Annotated in this window: 8 protein-coding genes; all 8 read right to left on the reverse strand. The window is 31.8% G+C overall.

Going from position 1 to position 21232, the window contains the following annotated elements:
• Positions 1-116 precede the first annotated feature (116 nt).
• Positions 117-1208, reverse strand: coding sequence for a porin (locus PG913_RS04625; protein ID WP_271231832.1), 1092 nt, complete (start codon positions 1206-1208; stop codon positions 117-119).
• A gap of 233 nt (positions 1209-1441) precedes the next feature.
• Positions 1442-1816: a LysM peptidoglycan-binding domain-containing protein gene (locus tag PG913_RS04630; RefSeq protein WP_271231833.1), complete on the reverse strand. Its 375-nt coding sequence runs from the start codon at positions 1814-1816 to the stop codon at positions 1442-1444.
• Between the two features lie 152 nt (positions 1817-1968).
• Positions 1969-2148, reverse strand: a complete 180-nt coding sequence (locus tag PG913_RS04635) for a hypothetical protein (protein WP_271231834.1) — start codon at positions 2146-2148, stop codon at positions 1969-1971.
• Between the two features lie 13 nt (positions 2149-2161).
• Entirely contained in the window at positions 2162-5551 is a 3390-nt protein-coding gene (locus PG913_RS04640) for a M43 family zinc metalloprotease (protein ID WP_271232129.1), read from the reverse strand.
• The gene (locus PG913_RS04645; protein ID WP_271231835.1) at positions 5547-6236 is read right to left on the reverse strand and encodes a M43 family zinc metalloprotease; all 690 of its coding nucleotides are present in this window, start codon (positions 6234-6236) and stop codon (positions 5547-5549) included. The genes PG913_RS04640 and PG913_RS04645 overlap by 5 nt, the downstream gene beginning before the upstream one ends.
• 666 nt (positions 6237-6902) lie before the next feature.
• Positions 6903-8291 carry a dihydrolipoyl dehydrogenase gene (gene lpdA / locus PG913_RS04650; RefSeq protein ID WP_271231836.1) on the reverse strand — a complete coding sequence of 463 codons (1389 nt, stop codon included), beginning with the start codon at positions 8289-8291 and terminating at the stop codon, positions 6903-6905.
• Positions 8292-8544: 253 nt separating this feature from the next.
• Entirely contained in the window at positions 8545-10665 is a 2121-nt protein-coding gene (argS, locus tag PG913_RS04655; protein ID WP_271231837.1) for an arginine--tRNA ligase, read from the reverse strand.
• 190 nt (positions 10666-10855) lie between these two features.
• Positions 10856-20863 (reverse strand): T9SS type B sorting domain-containing protein, encoded by a 10008-nt coding sequence (locus PG913_RS04660; RefSeq protein WP_271231838.1) that lies wholly within the window; start codon positions 20861-20863, stop codon positions 10856-10858.
• Positions 20864-21232 lie beyond the last annotated feature (369 nt).

The following is a 21232-nucleotide window of genomic DNA, read 5'->3' on the forward strand; positions in this document are numbered from 1 at the left end:
ATTTATTTCAGCATCGCATAAGGCTAATAACTCTACTCTAGTAAACAGACTCTGGTAAATCAGGATGTGAAACTGAAATAAATTCAGTTTGACGGATTCCATTTTCTGTTTTTATACTATAATACTTTATAAGATAAATCGTAACGTAATCCTACGGATACATTGGTAATAGCAGGTTTATCAGAATCATTATAATTTAAAACTTCAATATAAGTTCTAACACTTTTATTGAATCTTTTTTCACATGTAATGTTAAATCCGTTACCATCTATAGTGCCATTATCATAGTTAAAATAACTTGTTTTAACGTTGTAGCTTTTATTAAAAGAATACACAGCAGCAACATCTAAAGTACTTTCATCAAGTTTTAAACCTGCATCATTTTTAATATTAATATTTTGATAATTAATAGCTGTATATAGTTTTTTGAAAAGAGTTGTAGATCCTGCAAAAGCAAAGATATCTCGTTTAATACCATTAGCATCTTCATCAGTAAGATAAGAGGTTGCTAGGTAAAAACTTTTAGCAGTATATCCTACTCCAAACATTGCAGCATCAACATAACTTCTGCCATAAGTATCATCAGTAACTCCACCGTTTGTAGAGCCTGAATCTCCATTTATTTGTATTCCAGTATCAATTTTGAAATTCCCTAAAGTATTTCTATAAGTAACTAAATTATTTGTTCTAAAAGGACTTTGAGTATCATATGCAAATGGGCTTGATCTATGATTAAAAACATCAGTTACTTCTGCAACAATATTATAATGAGGCGACCATTGTTTACCAATAGCAATTCTTCCCCATTTTTTACTTTCTAAACCTGCATATCCTAAACGAGCATCACCAAAATCAGCATCACCTTCAACATCAATATCCCATTCTCCTCTAACAAATGCTGTTAAATTTTTATCTATTTTTTGTTCCGCTTTAAATCCTAATCGAGAGAAAAAATCTGTAACATCAAGACTTTCAATTTTTTTTGCTCTATCATTTCGATAGGTAATAGAAGGTCTTAAGCTTCCGTAAATAGTAATTTTTTGATTATTTTTAACTTTTACAGTATCTCTTTTTACTTGCTTTTTATTATCTTTTTTTAATAATAAAGTTTTAAAAGAGCTTATTTTCAATACTTCAGTAGGTTTTGCTTGCAGATTTGATACAAACATTCCTAGAGCTATAGTAGTGAACATAATTTTTTTACTCATAGGTATTTAATTTTATTAATTTATCTAAATGCTACATAGCACTGGGCAAATGTACGATAGAAACATAAATTTTTTTCTATATTCATATTATTTAGACAGCATTGTTACTTTATGTAAAAAATTATAAATGAATTATTAACTGAAAAGAACTTGATACTTTATAATTAATTATAGAAATAAAAAAACCGAAACAATTTGTTTCGGTTTTAATAAAAATATAATAAAAGTAACTCTTATAAATTAGGAATTACTAATTCTTGACCGATACTAATAGCATCAGCAGATTTTAAAATACTATTGTTAGCTTCAAAAATTTCGCTATATTTCATTGCATCACCGTAATATTGTTTTGCAATTTTACCTAATGTATCTCCACTTACTACAGTATGATTTGCAAATACAGTAGTATCTTCAATTGTAATATCAGCAATGATATCAGTAGGGTTTTCTCCTCCAACTGCTTTTATAGCATCCCAAAGTAAGTTTTTTTCATATTGGTTTTTTGCAGTTCCACTAACATGTAAAACACCGTTTTCTTCTTTTACGTCTCCGTTTTTAATATTTAATTCTTGACCTAAATTTAAAACATTTTGATATTTTGCTTTCATTTTTATTTTTTTATCATTGTTAATTTATCTAAATATACAAAAAAAGAGAAATACTGAACAAGACAACTAAATTAATTAATAGTTAATGATGAAAAAAAAATCTCCAAGAACCGAAGTTCTTGGAGATAAATAAAGATTAAATAAAAGCTTTATTAAAAAGCTGTACCTGGAGCTTCAGGTCCAGTAGGACTAGCTGCTTGTGCCTTTTGAGGGTTTAATACAATATAAGTACCAATAGCTGTTAAAGCAGCATACTTACCATATTTACCCATTTTCTTTAAAGCCTCTCCACGGCTTATGTTTGTGTCTTTAGATATATCTTGTTTTTTCATCTTAATTTTTTTCTTAATTATTTAAAATAACTTTTTTGTTAACCTTTTTAGCTCCACTTGTTACGTTTATAACATAAACTCCTGAAGAAACTTTAGGTAAGTCTATTACTTTAGTTCCATTAGAGTTAAAAGTTTTAGCCATTACTTGTTTTCCTATTGCTGAGTAAATAGTAATTGAATTACCTTCAGCTTGTAATCCTGTAATAGTTAACTCGTTTTTAGCCGATTGATATACAGAAATATCATTTAAAGTAATTTCTTCATCATTTACTTTATTAGAAGTGTGTACAAAAAATTGATTAGCTGTATTAGCATTTCCTTTTAAAGCTACACTATAATTTCCTTCAGATAAATTAACAAACTCGTTATTTTCTTTATCTTCTATAAAAACTTGTGTATCATTAGGTAAATTAAATGAATCAGCAGAAAAAACAATTGTTTGATCAGTCGCTACTTTTAATTCAACAGGAACGATAGTTGTTTCTAAGTTTTCTTTAGGTAAAGACTGAACAGCATATTCTTTAGTGTTTTCTTTACTAACTAATTTAGAATACATATTAAAGTTGCTTTTAGCTCCTTTAAATACAGTACCATCAAAACCATTATCAAAACCAGTTGTAGCTCCTTCTAAATAATATAATTTAGTAGTTTTAACAGCTCCGTTACTAGAAGTAGCAGTTATATTAACTTGAGTTTTAGTATTTGCTTGTTTTTGAAAAACACCAGTAGTATGTGATTGATTAGCTTTATCAAAAGTTACATTAGTATTTGCTGCAGCACTAATAAAGAAACCTTGTCCTGGAGCTACTTGAAAAGTATCATCAATACCTGCTAATTTTAAATCATAACTACTAGTTGCTTGATTCCATACCCAAGCAGTAGCTTCAGATACAACATTTGTTAAAGGGTTCGCGTTAAAAAACTCTCCTAAATTAATATAAGAAGTATAAGGGTTTCCTACTAAATTATAGCTATTTGTAGCTGTAGTTATAGGAAGTGTAACAGTTTCTGAATTAGTATTACCAGTGAATATAAGATCTTCAGCAACTTTTAATTTTACAGAGTATCCTTTACCTGAAGTAATATTTAAATTAGCATTAGACATTTGGTAATCCCAAGCAGTTCCATCATTTTTATATGGAGCAATTCCAATAGCTCCAGTCCCACTTGCTGCAAATATGTTATTTGATACCATATCAGCTAATGTTTCATTGTTTAATGGAGACGCTATTAAATACCAGTTACTAGTTGCTAAATTTCTTTTATAAGTAACAGTAGCTGTTAACGTGCTATTTGTAATTAAAGTAGCTCCTGATTCAATAACAACTGTATTTACAGTAGTAGGAGTGTTTATAGTAGGAAACTGATTTAAGTTTGCAGGTATAATAATATCACTAGTACTTGTCGGTACTGTGTTAGTATCCCAGTTTGCTGCATTATTCCAGTTACTATCACTAGCTCCTGTCCATGTATTGGTACTAGAAGTCGGTATAACAGTACTACCTGCTTCAATTGCACCTTGTGGCTTTGTATAAAAAGCATATTCAGAAATAGAAAAACCATCACCATTAGCATCAACAGTAGCTTTAAACCATCCATATACTGTATTACCTTTATATTTAGATTCAAATCCAATATATCCTGTTTTGTTATCCCAAGCAGTATATGTATTTGTATATATATTTAATAAATCAGGGTAAAGACCAGGAGTAAAGTTACTTGCTGTTGAAATTAATTCACCATTATTTAATAAAGTAATATCTTTTGTTGTAGCATTAGCAATTAAACTTTTTCCATATGTTTCAACTTGTAAAGTTTGTGCAGATGGAATAAATGCTCCATAGTCATAATAATCACCATCTAACTCAGGAATAGAAAACCATTGCCAGTTTGCAGCAGTAGTTGCAGCAGCATTAAGTGTTCCTGTAATTATAGTATAAGGATCAAGAAATTTAATATCAATACTATTAGTTTGATTAGTAATATTATTATAACCAGTACTAAAAGCAGCTGCATTAAATGTTACATTATAAGCAGTATTATTTGCTTCAGCATGATTTGCAGCTGTACCAACAATAACTAAATTAACTTGTGTTCCATTTATATAATTTACTTCAACAGTATAATTATTAGGTGCATTAGTTGTAAAATCTACACCAGCAACAAAAGTTTTGTTAGCAAATTGAGCAGTACCAGAAACACTAATTTCTGTAGAAAAATTAACATTACCATTATTATCAGAGGTTTCAGAAGCTATATTAGAAGCTAAAAGTAATTCAGCTGCATTAGCGTCAATTAATGTTTGACCAGCTAAAATATCACCATTTGGTTCTGTAGAAAAAGCATATTCATATACAGTAACAGTTTCACCATCTGCAGAAACACTAGCTTTCATCCATCCGTTAATAGTTTCTCCATTATGGTCTGTAGTAAAACCAATATAACCAGTTTTACCTTCCCATGCCGTATAACCATCATATCTAATATCTAATTGACCAGGATAATCTTCTGGAGCAGTAAAATTACTTGCAGTAGAAATAAGATCACCTTGCTCTAAAAGAGTAATATCTCTTGTTCCTGTATTTGTAACTAATTTTTTACCATAAGTTTCAATTTTTAAATGACCTGTTACATATGCCCATGTACCATAAGTATAATCTCCATTAATAAGAGTTAAATTAAGGTTGTCCCAAGTAGCTCCTGTTGTAGCAGAAATATCATCAATGTTCGAATAAATAATTTCGAATGGATCATAAAATTTAAAATCTAAACCAACTGTAGTACAAGATAAGTTAGATGCTCCAGAAAAAGATGAAACATTAAAACTTAAGTTTTTAGTTTCATTGTTTGTTGTAGTATGACTAGTTGCTGTACCTGTTAAAGTTAATGTTGCAGTAGTTAAAGAAGTAACTTGAATAGAAGAGCTTAAACCTTGAGGTAAAGCTAAAGTATAATCTGTATTTTCCGTAAGAGAACCTGAAGCAGCAGAAAATTCAGCGTTATCAAGAGTTATAGTTACAGTTTGATTAAAGCTACCGTCATTACTTACCATTTCTTTAACACTATTAGTGTCAGTGATTAAAGAACCACCAGTATTATTAACACCAGTATCTATTAAGTTTTGAGCAGTCCATAATGTAACACGTGCAGGATGTTGTAATGCAGCTAACATACGATCTGTTTGTCCTTTTGTAAACATACTATAACAACCGTATGCAGCACCATTGTACCCCATGTAGTTTTCGTAGTTAATGTTTTCACCAAAACAGTTTAAACTAGGTGTACAAGATCCATCAGGAACCACTGATTCTGCTTCGGCAGGAGTATCTAAAACTTCATCATTAGGCATTGTACAACCACCATCAAAAGTGTGTATAAGGTTTAAAAAGTGACCAAGTTCAATGAGTTAATACAGAAGCAAATTCATCACCAGTATTTCCATGTAAATAAGCACCGTTATATACAACTCTTGCAGTACCACTATCTGACATAGATGTATTAGGGTACCATGCTACACCTGAGTTTGTTGTACTACCATCACCATATAAATCATTCTGGATGTATATGTTAACATATTTGTAGTTGTCCCAAGCATCAGCGGCAACAGCTGCATCAGAACCTGTTCCACCATAACCAGATTTTTCATCATAATAAACAACACCACTAGTACAGTTTCCATTAGGATCTAGTTGTGCTAATTTAAATTCAACATCTAAAGTACTTTTTATAGGAGCAAATTGTGCATCAACAGTTGCAAAATCTGCATTTAAACCTTGAAAGTCTTCATTCATTTTTTGTAAAGCTACTTTAATTTTATCAGTAGTTACAGTTAAACCACTTTGTACTTCACCATATACATGAAATACAACAGGTACAGTATATGTACTTGGTAGTTTATTTCTTTGACTTTTTGACATTGTTCTTGAGCTTTTATTAAACTCAATATATTCTTTTCTAGCTTCAGGATTACTTTTAAAATAAAGTTCATTCTGAATACTTGCTTTACAGGCGCGTTCCGATTGTGAATAAATTTTGGAGTATAAAGCTGAAACCAAAATCAATAGGATAAGAGTAAAATTTTTTCTCATTTAAGGATTGTTTTTTTTAGTATATAATTGTCAGTTATATAGTTAAGATTATGTTAATATAGTGTGAAGATACGTTTTGTTGTTTGATTATGAGTGTTTTTAATCTATTTGTGGTAATATTGTATCACTTTTTGTTTGTTTGGTATTTAATTAACGCTATTATAAGTGCTTTTATTTCATTTATATAGTGTTTTTTTAGTTTTTTAGTGGCTTTTTTTATTGATAACACTTATTTATTACTCTATTATTGAACAATTCATTATTCTACGGAAATCCGTAAAAATAAAGGGGCTGCAGCTGAATTTTTTTTACAAACATTTAGAGTCTGTTTAAATTTTAGTCAATAAAATTTTATTACAAAATTCACAAATAATAATAATCTGTCAGTTCGAGTAATTTTTTTCCTTAAAAAAAATGTATCGAGAACTTTTTATCAAAAAAAAATGATAAATTTTTAATTACTTCTAGTCATTAAAATCAATCGAATTTATAAAATTGTGTAGAAACTTAAATAAATACAGTTTGGCATATTCTGTTTTTCAGCTATAAAACGTTTTTAAATGAAACTTAAATAGGTTCTTCTTTTAATTTTTAAACAAAAAAACCTCGCCAAATTGACGAGGTTTTTAAAATTTTATATTAATTATTTTTTAAATAATCAGAGATTTATAAATGAATTACTTCATCATAAGCATCGGCAACAGCTTCCATAACTGCTTCACTCATTGTTGGGTGAGGGTGAATTGTTTTTAAAACTTCATGACCAGTAGTTTCTAATTTTCTACCTAAAACAGCTTCCGCAATCATATCGGTAACACCTGCACCAATCATATGACAACCTAACCATTCACCGTATTTTGCATCAAAAATTACTTTTACAAAACCATCTGTAGTTCCGGCAGCCGTAGCTTTTCCAGAGGCAGAGAATGGAAATTTACCAACTTTTAAATCGTAACCAGCTTCTTTTGCTTGTTTTTCTGTCATTCCAACAGAAGCAATTTCAGGAGTAGCATAGGTACAACCAGGAATATTTCCATAGTCGATAGCTTCGGTATGTAAACCAGCTAATTTTTCAACTAAAGTAATTCCTTCAGCAGAAGCAACGTGTGCTAAAGCTGGTCCAGGAGTTACATCACCAATAGCGAAATAACCAGGAATATTTGTTTGATAAAAATCGTTTACTAAAATTTTATCTCTATCGGTAATAATTCCAACATCTTCTAAACCGATGTTTTCGATATTTGTTTTAATTCCAACAGCCGATAATAAAATATCTGCTTCTAAAACAACTTCACCTTTTTTAGTTTTAACGGTAGCTTTTACGCCATCGCCAGAAGTATCAACAGTTTCAACAGATGAACTTGTCATTACTTTAATACCCGATTTTTTGAAAGAACGCTCCATTTGTTTAGATACATCAATATCTTCAACAGGTACAATGTTTGGCATAAATTCAACAACAGTCACATCCGTTCCCATTGAATTATAAAAATGTGCAAACTCAACACCAATAGCACCTGAACCTACAACAATCATAGATTTTGGTTGACTAGGTAAGCTCATTGCCTGACGATAACCAATTACTTTTTTACCATCTTGTGGTAAATTTGGTAAAACTCTAGAACGTGCACCAGTTGCGATAATAATATTATCAGCAGAATATTCTGTTACAGAACCATCTTTAGCGGTAACATCAACTTTTTTACCAGTTTTAATTTTACCAAAACCGTCAATAATGTCAATTTTGTTTTTCTTCATTAAAAAAGAAACACCTTTGCTCATTCCTTCGGCAACACCACGACTACGTTTAATAACTGCTCCAAAATCTTTATCGATTGCTTCCGCTTTTAAACCATATTGGTCAACATGTTTTAAATAATCATAAACCTGAGCAGATTTTAACAATGCTTTTGTAGGAATACATCCCCAGTTTAAGCAAATTCCACCTAAACTTTCTTTTTCAATTACTCCAACTTTAAAGCCTAATTGCGATGCTCTAATAGCAGTTACATATCCTCCAGGACCACTTCCGATTATTAATACGTCGTATTTCATGTTTATGTTTTTTACTTATTGTTTGTTTTTTATATCTATTTCTAAAGATTTTTTCAATAAAAATCAGTAGAATAATTTGGGCGTTCGGGCGGGCTTTCACTACTCGCTTTTTTTTGAAGAAAAATCAAAAAAAGAGCTCAGACACGCCGTTCAATCCCTAACGCGAATTTTCGTTTTTCAACCCTATTTATTTTTCATTTTTTGAATTTTAGTTCTTTTTTCAAAAAATAAATAGGGTAGAAGTTATATTTTTTTACATTCTTTCAGGAACTTCAATTCCTAATAAAGCAAATGCAGATTTAATAGTATCGGCAACTTTTTTAGATAACTGAACTCTAAATACTTTTTTATCTTCGTTTTCTTCTCCTAAAATATGTACATTTTGATAAAAAGAATTGAATTCTTTTACCAATTCGTAGGTGTAATTTGCAATTACGGCAGGCGAATAATTGTTAGCAGCTTGCTGAATTACTTCAGGATATAATTCTAATTGTTTAATTAATTCTTTTTCTTTTGCGTGTAATTCAATTGAAACAGCATTTGAATAATCAAAATCAGCTTTTCTTAAAATAGATTGAATTCTAGCATACGTATATTGAATAAAAGGTCCTGTATTTCCTTGAAAATCTACAGAAGCTTTCGGATCGAATAAAATTCTCTTTTTAGGATCTACTTTTAAGATGAAATATTTTAAAGCTCCTAAACCGATAACTCTATATAATTCTTCTTTTTCTTCATCAGAATACCCTTCTAATTTTCCTAGTTCTTGAGAAATAGTACGAGCAGTATCGGTCATTTCGTCCATTAAATCATCGGCATCAACGACAGTTCCCTCACGAGATTTCATTTTTCCAGAAGGTAAATCTACCATTCCGTAACTTAAATGATGTAATTGTTCTGCCCAAGAATATCCTAATTTCTTTAAAATTAAGAATAATACTTTAAAGTGATAATCTTGTTCGTTACCAACTGTGTAAACCATTCCGCCAACATCGGGCATATCTTTTGCACGTTGAATAGCAGTTCCAATATCTTGCGTCATATAAACTGATGTTCCGTCTGAACGTAAAACCAGTTTTTCATCTAAACCATCTTCAGATAAATCACACCAAACAGAGCCATCTTCTTTTTTGAAGAAAACACCACTTTTTAATCCTTCATCAACAGTATCTTTTCCTAATAAATAGGTATTACTTTCGTAATATAATTTATCAAAATCAACACCAATACTTTTATAAGTAACATCAAATCCTTTGTAAACCCAAGAATTCATTTCTTTCCAAAGTGTTACAACTTGCTCATCACCAGCTTCCCATTTACGAAGCATTTGTTGTGCTTCAATCATTAGAGGAGATTGTTTTTTATAGGTGTCATTGAAAATATAGTCGATAATATTATTATCTTTTTGAGATTCATTATCAGTATACGAAACCGTTTTTAATATATGCTTAAGTAGTTCTAAAAAATTAACAATTATCTCTTCAGTTATATTCTTATCAAGAATACTTGATATATATGTAATAGCATTGCTAGAAGAGTTTTCATAACCGATATTACGCTCTAATCTTTTCATTTTATCAGCTATGGATATAGATAAAACAGGAAGAAGGGAGCTTTTTTGTTCATAACTTAGTCTATCTAAATCTATTTTTTCTAAGATTAAAAGACATTTATTGAGATAAATATTATCCCCTTTTTTTTGATTAATATTATTAATAAAACCTTTAGATTCTAACTTTAAGTTTTCTAACTCTTTTTTATATTCTTGATCGAATTTCACATAATAATTACCAACCAACTTATCACCTTTTAAACCTGTTGATTCTGGAGTTTCTCCTTCTCCAAACTTTTGCCAAGCCAACATCGATTTACAAATATGTATTCCTCTATCATTAATGATTTGAGTTTTATACACTTTTTTACCAGATGCTTTTAAAATTTCAGCAACCGAATAACCTAATAAAACATTACGAACGTGTCCTAGGTGTAAAGGTTTATTTGTGTTTGGCGATGAATATTCTACCATACGAGAAGAATCATCTGCCGAAGGCGAAATAAATCCGTAATAAGTATCTGTTGCTATTTGATTGAAAAAATTAGTATAAAAACTATTATCAATCACTAAGTTTAAAAATCCTTTTACCACATTATAGTTGGTAATTTCCGAAACATTTTCAACAAGGTATTTTCCTAAATCCTCGCCAATTTGAACAGGATTTCCTTTTTTATACCTTAGAAGAGGAAAAACCACCACAGTGATATCTCCTTCAAAATCTTTACGGGTTGCTTGAAATTCTACACTAGGAATTTCAATATTATATAAGGTTGAAAATCCTTCTTTTACTTTTGCTTCAATTAAGGTTTGTATACTCATTAGTTGTTGAAAATTGAACAACAAAATTACACAATTTATTTGGATGATATTTAAAGAGAAACTAACAATTTATTTATCTGTTTTGATAGTTGAATTATCTGAAATAAAGTAGGAGTTTTATATATAAAAAAAACTCCCCAATAATTTGTGTAAATTATTGAGGAGTAAATTTGTTAATAAGGTGTTTTTTTTATTTCCTTAATAAACTAAAGTGACCCGTATCTTGTTTTTTATTTGTGTACTGAACTAAATACCAATAGTCTGTAGAAGGCATTTTCATACCATTACTATACCCATCCCAAGTATTATCTTCAGGAGTAATTTGTTTGATTAACTTTCCGTATCTATCATATACATTAACAAATTCAAATGGAATTAAGTTGCTGTTTATTTCCCAAATATCATTATGACCATCTTCATTTGGAGTAAAAAACAAAGGCATTTCCTCACAAACATTAACAGTTACTATTGTTTTACTTGTTTTAGTAACGATAGTTCCAAAACAATTAGGAGCTGTTACTGAAACTTTATAATCACCAGCCATTTCAAGTGTAGCAGTTGGTATAATAATATCTCTATCTGTTGACGTGAAATTATTTGGTCCTGTCCAGTTATATGTAGCTCCTATCACATCATTTAGACTAATTGAAATTGTTTCAGAATAACAAGTTGTTAAGGTAGTTGGTGTATTAACCTTAAAGCTTTCCTTTACAAGAACATTTATTTTAATATCCTTAGATACTAAAACTCCACTACATTGTGCAGCTGTAACAGTAACTTTATATTCACCAGTCATATCTGACATAGCGTTTAGAATAGTCAATGTTTTAGTGTTTTGTCCTGTTATTAAATCATTGTTTTGGTCAAACCATTGATAAGTTGCATTAGTAATGTCATTTGTATTAATAACAATGCTTTCTCCTTCACAAATATCAATATGGTTAATAGGAGTTAAGGTAAAGTCATTATTAGATTCTATAGTTACTGAAACAGTTGTAGGTTCACTACATTGACTAGCATTGTTTGGAGTAAAGATATAATCTTTAGTTTCTACTATATTAGTACTAATATTAGCAACGTTCCAAGTACCATCAATTCCATTATCAGAAGTTGTAGGTAATGCTGTAACTGTAGTTCCTTCACAATAGGTAGTTGCAAAACTAAAAGTAGGAGTAACAGTTGCATTAACCGTTACTGAAACCGTTATAGGTTCACTACATTGACTCGGAACATTAGGAGTAAATATATAATTTGTAGCTCCAGTTATGTTCGTATCTATACTAGTGTTATTCCAAGTACCATCAATTCCATTATCCGAAGTTATAGGTAATGCGTCAGCTGTAGTAGCTTCACAGTATGTAGTTGTAAAACTAAAAGTAGGAGTAACAGTTGCATTAACCGTTACAGAAACCGTTGTAGGTTCACCACATTGATTCGCAACATTAGGAGTAAATGTGTAATTTGTAGCTCCAGTAATATTCGTATTTATACTACTGTTATTCCAAGTACCATCAATTCCATTATCCGAAGTTGTCGGTAATGTTGTAACTGTAGTCCCTTCACAGTATGTAGTTGTAAAACTAAAAGTAGGAGTAACAGTTGCATTAACCGTTACAGAAACCGTTGTAGGTTCACCACATTGATTCGCAACATTAGGAGTAAATGTGTAGTTACTTAAACCTAATGTATTTGTGTCAATATTAGCAACGTTCCAAGTACCATCAATTCCATTATCCGAAGTTATAGGTAATGTGTTAGCTGTAGTAGCTTCACAGTATGTAGTTGCAAAACTAAAAGTAGGAGTAACAGTTGCATTAACCGTTACTGAAACCGTTATAGGTTCACTACATTGACTCGGAACATTAGGAGTAAATATATAATTTGTAGCTCCAGTTATGTTCGTATCTATACTAGTGTTATTCCAAGTACCATCAATTCCATTATCCGAAGTTATAGGTAATGCGTCAGCTGTAGTAGCTTCACAGTATGTAGTTGTAAAACTAAAAGTAGGAGTAACAGTTGCATTAACCGTTACAGAAACCGTTGTAGGTTCACCACATTGATTCGCAACATTAGGAGTAAATGTGTAATTTGTAGCTCCAGTAATATTCGTATCTATACTACTGTTATTCCAAGTACCATCAATTCCATTATCCGAAGTTGTCGGTAATGTTGTAACTGTAGTCCCTTCACAGTATGTAGTTGTAAAACTAAAAGTAGGAGTAACAGTTGCATTAACCGTTACAGAAACCGTTGTAGGTTCACCACATTGATTCGCAACATTAGGAGTAAATGTGTAGTTACTTAAACCTAATGTATTTGTGTCAATATTAGCAACGTTCCAAGTACCATCAATTCCATTATCCGAAGTTATAGGTAATGTGTTAGCTGTATTAGCTTCACAGTATGTAGTTGCAAAACTAAAAGTAGGAGTAACAGTTGCATTAACCGTTACAGAAACCGTTGTAGGTTCACCACATTGATTTGCAACATTAGGAGTAAATACATAATCAGTATTTCCAATTGTATTTGTATCAATATTAGCAACGTTCCAAGTACCATCAATTCCATTATCAGAAGTTGCAGGTAATGCATTAGCTGTAGTAGTTTCACAGTATGTAGTTGTAAAACTAAAAGTAGGAGTAACAGTTGCATTAACCGTTACAGAAACCGTTGTAGGTTCACCACATTGATTCGCAACATTAGGAGTAAATATATAATTTGTAGCTCCAGTAATGTTCGTATCTATACTAGTATTATTCCAAGTACCATCAATTCCATTATCCGAAGTTGTCGGTAATGTTGTAACTGTAGTCCCTTCACAGTATGTAGTTGTAAAACTAAATGTAGGAGTAACAGTTGCATTAACCGTTACAGAAACAGTTGTAGGTTCACCACATTGATTCGCAACATTAGGAGTAAATGTGTAGTTACTTAAACCTAATGTATTTGTGTCAATATTAGCAACGTTCCAAGTACCATCAATTCCATTATCCGAAGTAGTCGGTAATGTGTTAGCTGTAGTAGCTTCACAGTATGTAGTTGCAAAACTAAAAGTAGGAGTAACAGTTGCATTAATAGTTACTGAAACCGTTGTAGGTTCACCACATTGATTTGCAACATTAGGAGTAAATACATAATCAGTATTTCCAATTGTATTTGTATCAATATTAGCAACGTTCCAAGTACCATCAATTCCATTATCAGAAGTTGCAGGTAATGCATCAGCTGTAGTAGTTTCACAGTATGTAGTTGTAAAACTAAATGCAGGAGTAACAGTAGCATTAACCGTTACTGAAACCGTTGTAGGTTCACCACACTGACTAGCAACATTAGGAGTAAATATATAATTTGTAGCTCCAGTAATGTTCGTGTCTATACTAGTGTTATTCCAAGTACCATTAATTCCGTTATCTGAAGTAGTCGGTAATGCATCAGCTGTAGTAGCTTCACAGTATGTAGTTGTAAAACTAAAAGTAGGAGTAACAGTTGCATTAACCGTTACAGAAACCGTTGTAGGTTCACCACATTGATTCGCAACATTAGGAGTAAATGTGTAGTTACTTAAACCTAATGTATTTGTGTCAATATTAGCAACGTTCCAAGTACCATCAATTCCATTATCCGAAGTAGTCGGTAATGTGTTAGCTGTAGTAGCTTCACAGTATGTAGTTGCAAAACTAAAAGTAGGAGTAACAGTTGCATTAACCGTTACAGAAACCGTTGTAGGTTCACCACATTGATTTGCAACATTAGGAGTAAATACATAATCAGTATTTCCAATTGTATTTGTATCAATATTAGCAACGTTCCAAGTACCATCAATTCCATTATCAGAAGTTGCAGGTAATGCATCAGCTGTAGTAGTTTCACAGTATGTAGTTGTAAAACTAAATGCAGGAGTAACAGTAGCATTAACCGTTACTGAAACCGTTGTAGGTTCACCACATTGATTTGCAATATTAGGAGTAAATATATAATTTGTAGCTCCAGTAATGTTCGTGTCTATACTAGTGTTATTCCAAGTACCATCAATTCCATTATCCGAAGTAGTCGGTAATGCATCAGCTGTAGTAGCTTCACAGTATGTAGTTGTAAAACTAAATGTAGGAGTAACAGTTGCATTAACCGTTACAGAAACCGTTGTAGGTTCACCACATTGATTCGCAACATTAGGAGTAAATACATAATTAGTGTTTCCTGTTATATTAGTATCAATACTTGAAACATTCCAAGTACCATCAATTCCATTATCAGAAGTTGTAGGTAATGCGTTAGCTGTAGTAGCTTCACAGTATGTAGTTGCAAAACTAAAAGTAGGAGTAACAGTTGCATTAACCGTTACAGAAACCGTTGTAGGTTCACCACATTGATTTGCAACATTAGGAGTAAATACATAATCAGTATTTCCAATTGTATTTGTATCAATATTAGCAACGTTCCAAGTACCATCAATTCCATTATCAGAAGTTGCAGGTAATGCATTAGCTGTAGTAGTTTCACAGTATGTAGTTGTAAAACTAAATATAGGAGTTACAGTTGCATTAACCGTTACAGAAACAGTTAATGGGTCAGCACATTCCGTTCCTATTGGTGTAAATACATAATCAGTATTACCAATAATAGTTGTACTAATTGTAGTTGGAGCCCAAGTACCTGTAATACCATTATTATCAGCAGTAGGTAAAGCATTAGCAGTATCATCTTCACAATAAGTAGTAGTTAAAGTAAATACCGGAGTAGCTTTATCTGTAATATTAACAGTTACTGTTAATGGGTCAGCACATTCCGTTCCTGCTGGTGTAAATGTATAATCAGTATCACCAATAGTAGTTGTACTAATTGTAGTAGGTGCCCAAGTACCTGTAATACCATTATTATCAGCAGTAGGTAAAGCATTAGCAGTATCATCTTCACAATAAGAAGTAGTTAAAGTAAATACCGGAGTCGCTTTATCTGTAATATTAACGGTTACTGTTAATGTGTCAGCACATTCCGTTCCTGCTGGTGTAAATATGTAATCAGTATTACCAATAGTAGTTGTACTAATTGTAGCTGGAGCCCAAGTACCTGTAATACCATTATTATCAGAAGTAGGTAAAGCATTAGCAGTATCATCTTCACAATAAGAAGTAGTTAAAGTAAATACCGGAGTAGCTTTATCTGTAATATTAACAGTAATAGTTAATGGGTCAGCAGTTTCTGTTGGAGCTGGCGTAAATGTATAATCAGTATCACCAATAGTAGTTGTACTAATTGTAGCTGGAGCCCAAGTACCTGTAATACCACTATTATCAGAGGCTGGTAAAGTATCAGCAATATCATCTTCACAATAAGAAGTAGCTACACTAAATATAGGAGTTGATTTACTTACAATATTAACAGTTAAAGTTAATGGGTCAGCACATTCCGTTCCTGCTGGTGTAAATATATAATCAGTATCACCAATAGTAGTTGTGCTAATTGTAGCTGGAGCCCAAGTACCTGTAATACCATTATTATCAGAAGTAGGTAAAGTATCTGGAGTATCATTTTCGTGATAAGAAGTAGTTACACCAAATACTGGAGTCGCTTTATTACTGATACTTATATTTACTGTTAATGGGTCAGCACATTCCGTTCCTGCTGGTGTAAATATGTAATCAGTATTACCAATAGTAGTTGTACTAATTGTAGCTGGAGCCCAAGTACCTGTAATACCATTATTATCAGAAGTAGGTAAAGCATTAGCAGTAGCATCTTCACAATAAGAAGTAGTTAAAGTAAATACCGGAGTAGCTTTATTTGTAATAGTAACCGTTACGGTTAATGGGTCAGCACATTCCGTTCCTGCTGGAGTAAATGTATAATCACTATCACCAATAGTAGTTGTACTAATTGTAGCTGGAGTCCAAGTACCTGTAATACTATTATTATCAGAAGTAGGTAAAGCATTAGCAGTATCATCTTCACAATAAGAAGTAGTTAAAGTAAATACCGGAGTCGCTTTATTTGTAATAGTAATAGTTACCGTTAATGGGTCAGCAGCTTCTGTTGGAGCTGGTGTAAATGTATAATCAGTATCACCAATAGTAGTTGTACTAATTGTAGCTGGGTTCCAAGTACCTGTAATACCATTATCATCAGTAGTAGGTAAAGTATTAGCAGTAGCATCTTCACAATAAGAAGTTGTTAAAGTAAATACTGGAGTAACTTTATCTGTAATAGTAACAGTTATTGTTAACATGTCAGCACATTCCGTTCCTGCTGGCGTAAATGTATAATCAGTATCACCAATAATAGTTGTACTAATTGTAGCTGGAGCCCAAGTACCTGTAATACCATTATTATCAGAAGTAGGTAAGGTATCTGCAGTATCATTTTCGTTATAAGAAGTATTTACAGTAAAAACTGGAGTCGCTTTATTTGTAATATTAACAGTTACTGTTAATGGGTCAGCACATTCCGTTCCTGCTGGTGTAAATATGTAATCAGTATTACCAATAGTAGTTGTACTAATTGTAGCTGGAGCCCAAGTACCTGTAATACCATTATTATCAGAAGTAGGTAAAGCATTAGCAGTATCATCTTCACAATAAGAAGTAGTTAAAGTAAATACCGGAGTCGCTTTATCTGTAATATTAACAGTTATTGTTAATGGGTCAGCACATTCTGTTCCTGCTGGTGTAAATGTATAATCAGTATCACCAATAGTAGTTGTACTAATTGTAGCTGGAGCCCAAGTACCTGTAATACCATTATTATCAGCAGTAGGTAAAGCATTAGCAGTATCATCTTCACAATAAGCAGTAGTTAAAGTAAATACCGGAGTAGCTTTATCTGTAATAGTAACTGTTACCGTTAATGGTTCAGCACATTCCGTTCCTGCTGGCGTAAATGTATAATCAGTATCACCAATAGTAGTTGTACTAATTGTAGCTGGAGCCCAAGTACCTGTAATACCATTATTATCAGCAGTAGGTAAAGCATTAGCAGTATCATCTTCACAATAAGCAGTAGTTAAAGTAAATACCGGAGTAGCTTTATCTGTAATAGTAACTGTTACCGTTAATGGTTCAGCACATTCCGTTCCTGCTGGCGTAAATGTATAATCAGTATCACCAATAATAGTTGTACTAATTGTAGCTGGTGTCCAAGTACCTGTAATACTATTATTATCAGAAGTAGGTAAAGCATTAGCTGTATCATCTTCACAATAAGCAGTAGTTAAAGTAAATACCGGAGTCGCTTTATCTGAAATATTAACAGTTAAAGTTAATGGATTAGCACATTGGTTTGCATCTGGTGTAAATAGATAATTAGAATTACCAATAATAGTTGTACTAATTGTCGTTGGTGTCCAAGTACCTGTAATACTATTATCTGATGTTGTAGGTAAAGTATCAGCAGTATCGTTTTCACAATAAGAACTGTTTACACTAAAAGTAGGAGTAGCTTTAGCTGTTATTGTTACATCAGTTGTATTATCTAAAGTTACAGGAGTACCTGAACAATTTGTTTTAGTAACTGATACTGTATAATTTCCATCAGCAGCTACAGTTGTATTTAATATTTCAATATCTTTAGTAGTAGCAGTAAATCCATTAGGACCAACCCAACTATAGGTAGCTCCTGTAATATCCGTAGCACTAATATTTAAAGTTTCTGTTTCACAAATTGTAATTGGAGTAGTAGGAGGAAGTGTAAAAGTATCATCAGTAACAGTAATATTTACTTTTTTGATAATTTCACAGCCAAAGAAATTTACTTTAAGTGTATATTCTCCTGCGTCAGCTACTTTTGCAAGATTAATTGTATGTGCTTTTGTTGTTGCTATAGGTGTTACAGCATCAGTAGGACTAAACCATTCAAAAGTTATTCTAGAATCATTATCAAGAATATCTTCAAAATTATAGGTTACATCTAAATCGATGTCAGCATCTTTACATACTGTATTATCAGCAGTAGTATAAGTTATATCTTGAAAGTTTTCGACAGTAAATAAGAATAATTGACTTCCAGATAAACCGTCACCATAAGTAATGTTTCTAAAATCAATTTTTTGTTGTGTACAGTCATCACTTATATATATTGCATGTACTTTTCCTTTTTCAGAATATCTTCTATCGCTTCTACCTCCTTGTCTTGCAGGTACTGAAGGAACACTTGCCCATGTACGTTCTTTAATAAAAGCACCATTATTAATTAAAACATCAGGTTCTTCACCATGATTTTCATGTTCAATAATTAATTTTCCTGTAATTTGATTGGTATCATCGGTAGATTTTATACCTCCAATAATACCTTCGGCACCTACTAAGTCTTTACCATGTAATCTATAGTAAGTTCCAGCATAATTACCTCCTTCAAAATTAATGTCATATCTATATAAACCTAAATCTTCCATGTCACTTATAAGTTGAGAGGCAGGATCTGGTTGATTATTTGCATTATTTAAATCACCATGAGCTCTATCTGTTGTTGAAGCAGCTGTAAAGTTATGGTTTTCAATTCCTACAGGAGTTTTACCCCATTGCCATCCTCCATTATAGTAATATTGGTCAGTTTGGCCTGCGTTAGCAGCAAAACCACCAAAATCATCCTCAAAAGGATTTGGTCCTTGGTATGGTCCAGCGTACGCAGGAACACCTTGTCGTCTGGCAGCTTTATCATTTTTAATGTTTATAGCTGGCTGATGTAATGTACCATCATAATTATAAACTTCTATTTGTCCGTCTAGGTTGTTACTTTGAATAGCCCATCTGAATTGATTACCACCTGCATCAGTAGTATCCCAAGACCATTCACTACCGTTTACATCATTCTGAGTTTCAATAGCATGTAATCTATTATCTGTTGCGTGAATTCTAGGAGGGTTAACTGAATGAAAAGTTAACATGTGTACTTTCTTACCAGGTACCACTTTACAATCTAAAACACGTTGTTTGTTTATCCAATCTGTTATTGGAGTTCTTTCAACTTCTGGTAAAATTTGGTTAAAAATATCTACAATTAAATCTCTAGTAGGTAATAACTCATAATTAGCACTTAATCGTTTGTAATATTCTGCATTAAAATTTTTGAATACATCATTATCTTCAATATAGATTTTTTGCATTGCTGCTTGTGATGTACCATATCTTTCCCAATGCGCACCTGTACCAATATCACTTGAAAAGAAATCGGTAGTAGTTAATTGTTCATGATTTTGAAAATCGTAATCCCAGTCAAAAGGCATACCTCTTGAGTGCCCCCAATGAACTTTAAATTCATCTGCAGTAAAAAAGTTAGGGTTTTCTTCAATAAAAATATCCATTACAATAAGTGCAACGGCTTCTGCCATTCCTTCTTCAAAACCACTAAGTACTGGTACGTAATGCCATTCATCATTACTACTTAAAATAACGTTATCACGGTATCCGTGTAATAATTCGTGAATCATTAAACGTGGTTGCGATAAATCACCATTATTTTCGCTATATGTTGTGCTTATTTGGTTTGGTCCGTTGTAATACGTATTTGTACCAACAGCAAGTCCATCATTTACAATATTAACTACATGGTTTCTAGATGGAGGACCATAAACTCTTTTTATAATAGGGTTTGCTATATCATAAAACTCTTTTATTTTAGCTGCTTGCCAACCAGCAAAAGGACCTAATCCGTTAACCCCATAATTCATTTCAACATTAACAGTAACTTCGTTTGCTGCGGCTCCTAAAGGCTCTACATTAAATGATAAGGGTTGAGAAACCCAAGGATTAGTATCTCCAGCAAAACGATAAAGATTAATATAAAAGGTATCTCCTAAATTAAAAACTAGAGAAGGCGTTCTTAAAAGTGCTTCTCTTCTTAGTTCTTCATAACTTTTACCTCTAGTAAATCTTGCATTATTATTCAATAAACTACCTCTAGAAATTTCATCACCACCTTGTGTTGTACCAATGTCGTAACGGTAATAAGAACCAGGTCCTTCCCATTTAGCAATGGTATTGTGTACACTTTGTACTACGGCAAATGTATTTGTAGTTTTTGCACTTGTATTTCTTGTGCCTCTACTTTTGTTTTTAGCCTCGTCTGCTTTATTATATGGAATTTCAGGTACGACTATTTTTCGCTGACCACAACTGATTGGGTCATGTTCTTGCGCTTGTGTTACAAGCGGAATAATAATTAAAAGCGAATAGATAAGGAAAATGAGATGTTTCTTGGAAAGCATATTATGTATTTTAATTTGATGATAAACGATTATTTTTTAATACTTGTTAATCTATGTTACCATAGTATTAACATGTTAATATAGTATTATTAAGGGTTAATATTTGTTAAAGTTATTAAAGGTATGTTAAAAAATAGTTATTTTCAATCTTTTTTATCTTTTTTTATGGTTTTCCGTAAGGTAATCTCATTTATTTAGCTAATAGATTGCTGATTATTGATATTTTTTATGTTTTTTGTAAAACATTATTTATCTACTTTTTTATTGATGATTAATTGCTGCTTATTTAGTTAATTGTTTGTTTGTTAGGGGTTTGTGTGTTTTGTGTGTTTTTTTTATTTTTAATGATGAAATAGGTATTGTTCTTGT

The sequence above is a fragment of the Tenacibaculum pacificus genome, assembly GCF_027941775.1.
GTDB classification, from domain to species: domain Bacteria; phylum Bacteroidota; class Bacteroidia; order Flavobacteriales; family Flavobacteriaceae; genus Polaribacter; species Polaribacter pacificus_A.

Bases quoted from the DNA above. Each gene is read 5' to 3' on its own strand.
- PG913_RS04645 (WP_271231835.1), bottom strand. From the start codon at position 6,236: ATGAGAAAAAATTTTACTCTTATCCTATTGATTTTGGTTTCAGCTTTA.
- PG913_RS04660 (WP_271231838.1), bottom strand. From the start codon at position 20,863: ATGCTTTCCAAGAAACATCTCATTTTCCTTATCTATTCGCTTTTAATT.
- argS (WP_271231837.1), bottom strand. From the start codon at position 10,665: ATGAGTATACAAACCTTAATTGAAGCAAAAGTAAAAGAAGGATTTTCA.
- PG913_RS04635 (WP_271231834.1), bottom strand. From the start codon at position 2,148: ATGAAAAAACAAGATATATCTAAAGACACAAACATAAGCCGTGGAGAG.
- PG913_RS04630 (WP_271231833.1), bottom strand. From the start codon at position 1,816: ATGAAAGCAAAATATCAAAATGTTTTAAATTTAGGTCAAGAATTAAAT.
- PG913_RS04625 (WP_271231832.1), bottom strand. From the start codon at position 1,208: ATGAGTAAAAAAATTATGTTCACTACTATAGCTCTAGGAATGTTTGTA.
- lpdA (WP_271231836.1), bottom strand. From the start codon at position 8,291: ATGAAATACGACGTATTAATAATCGGAAGTGGTCCTGGAGGATATGTA.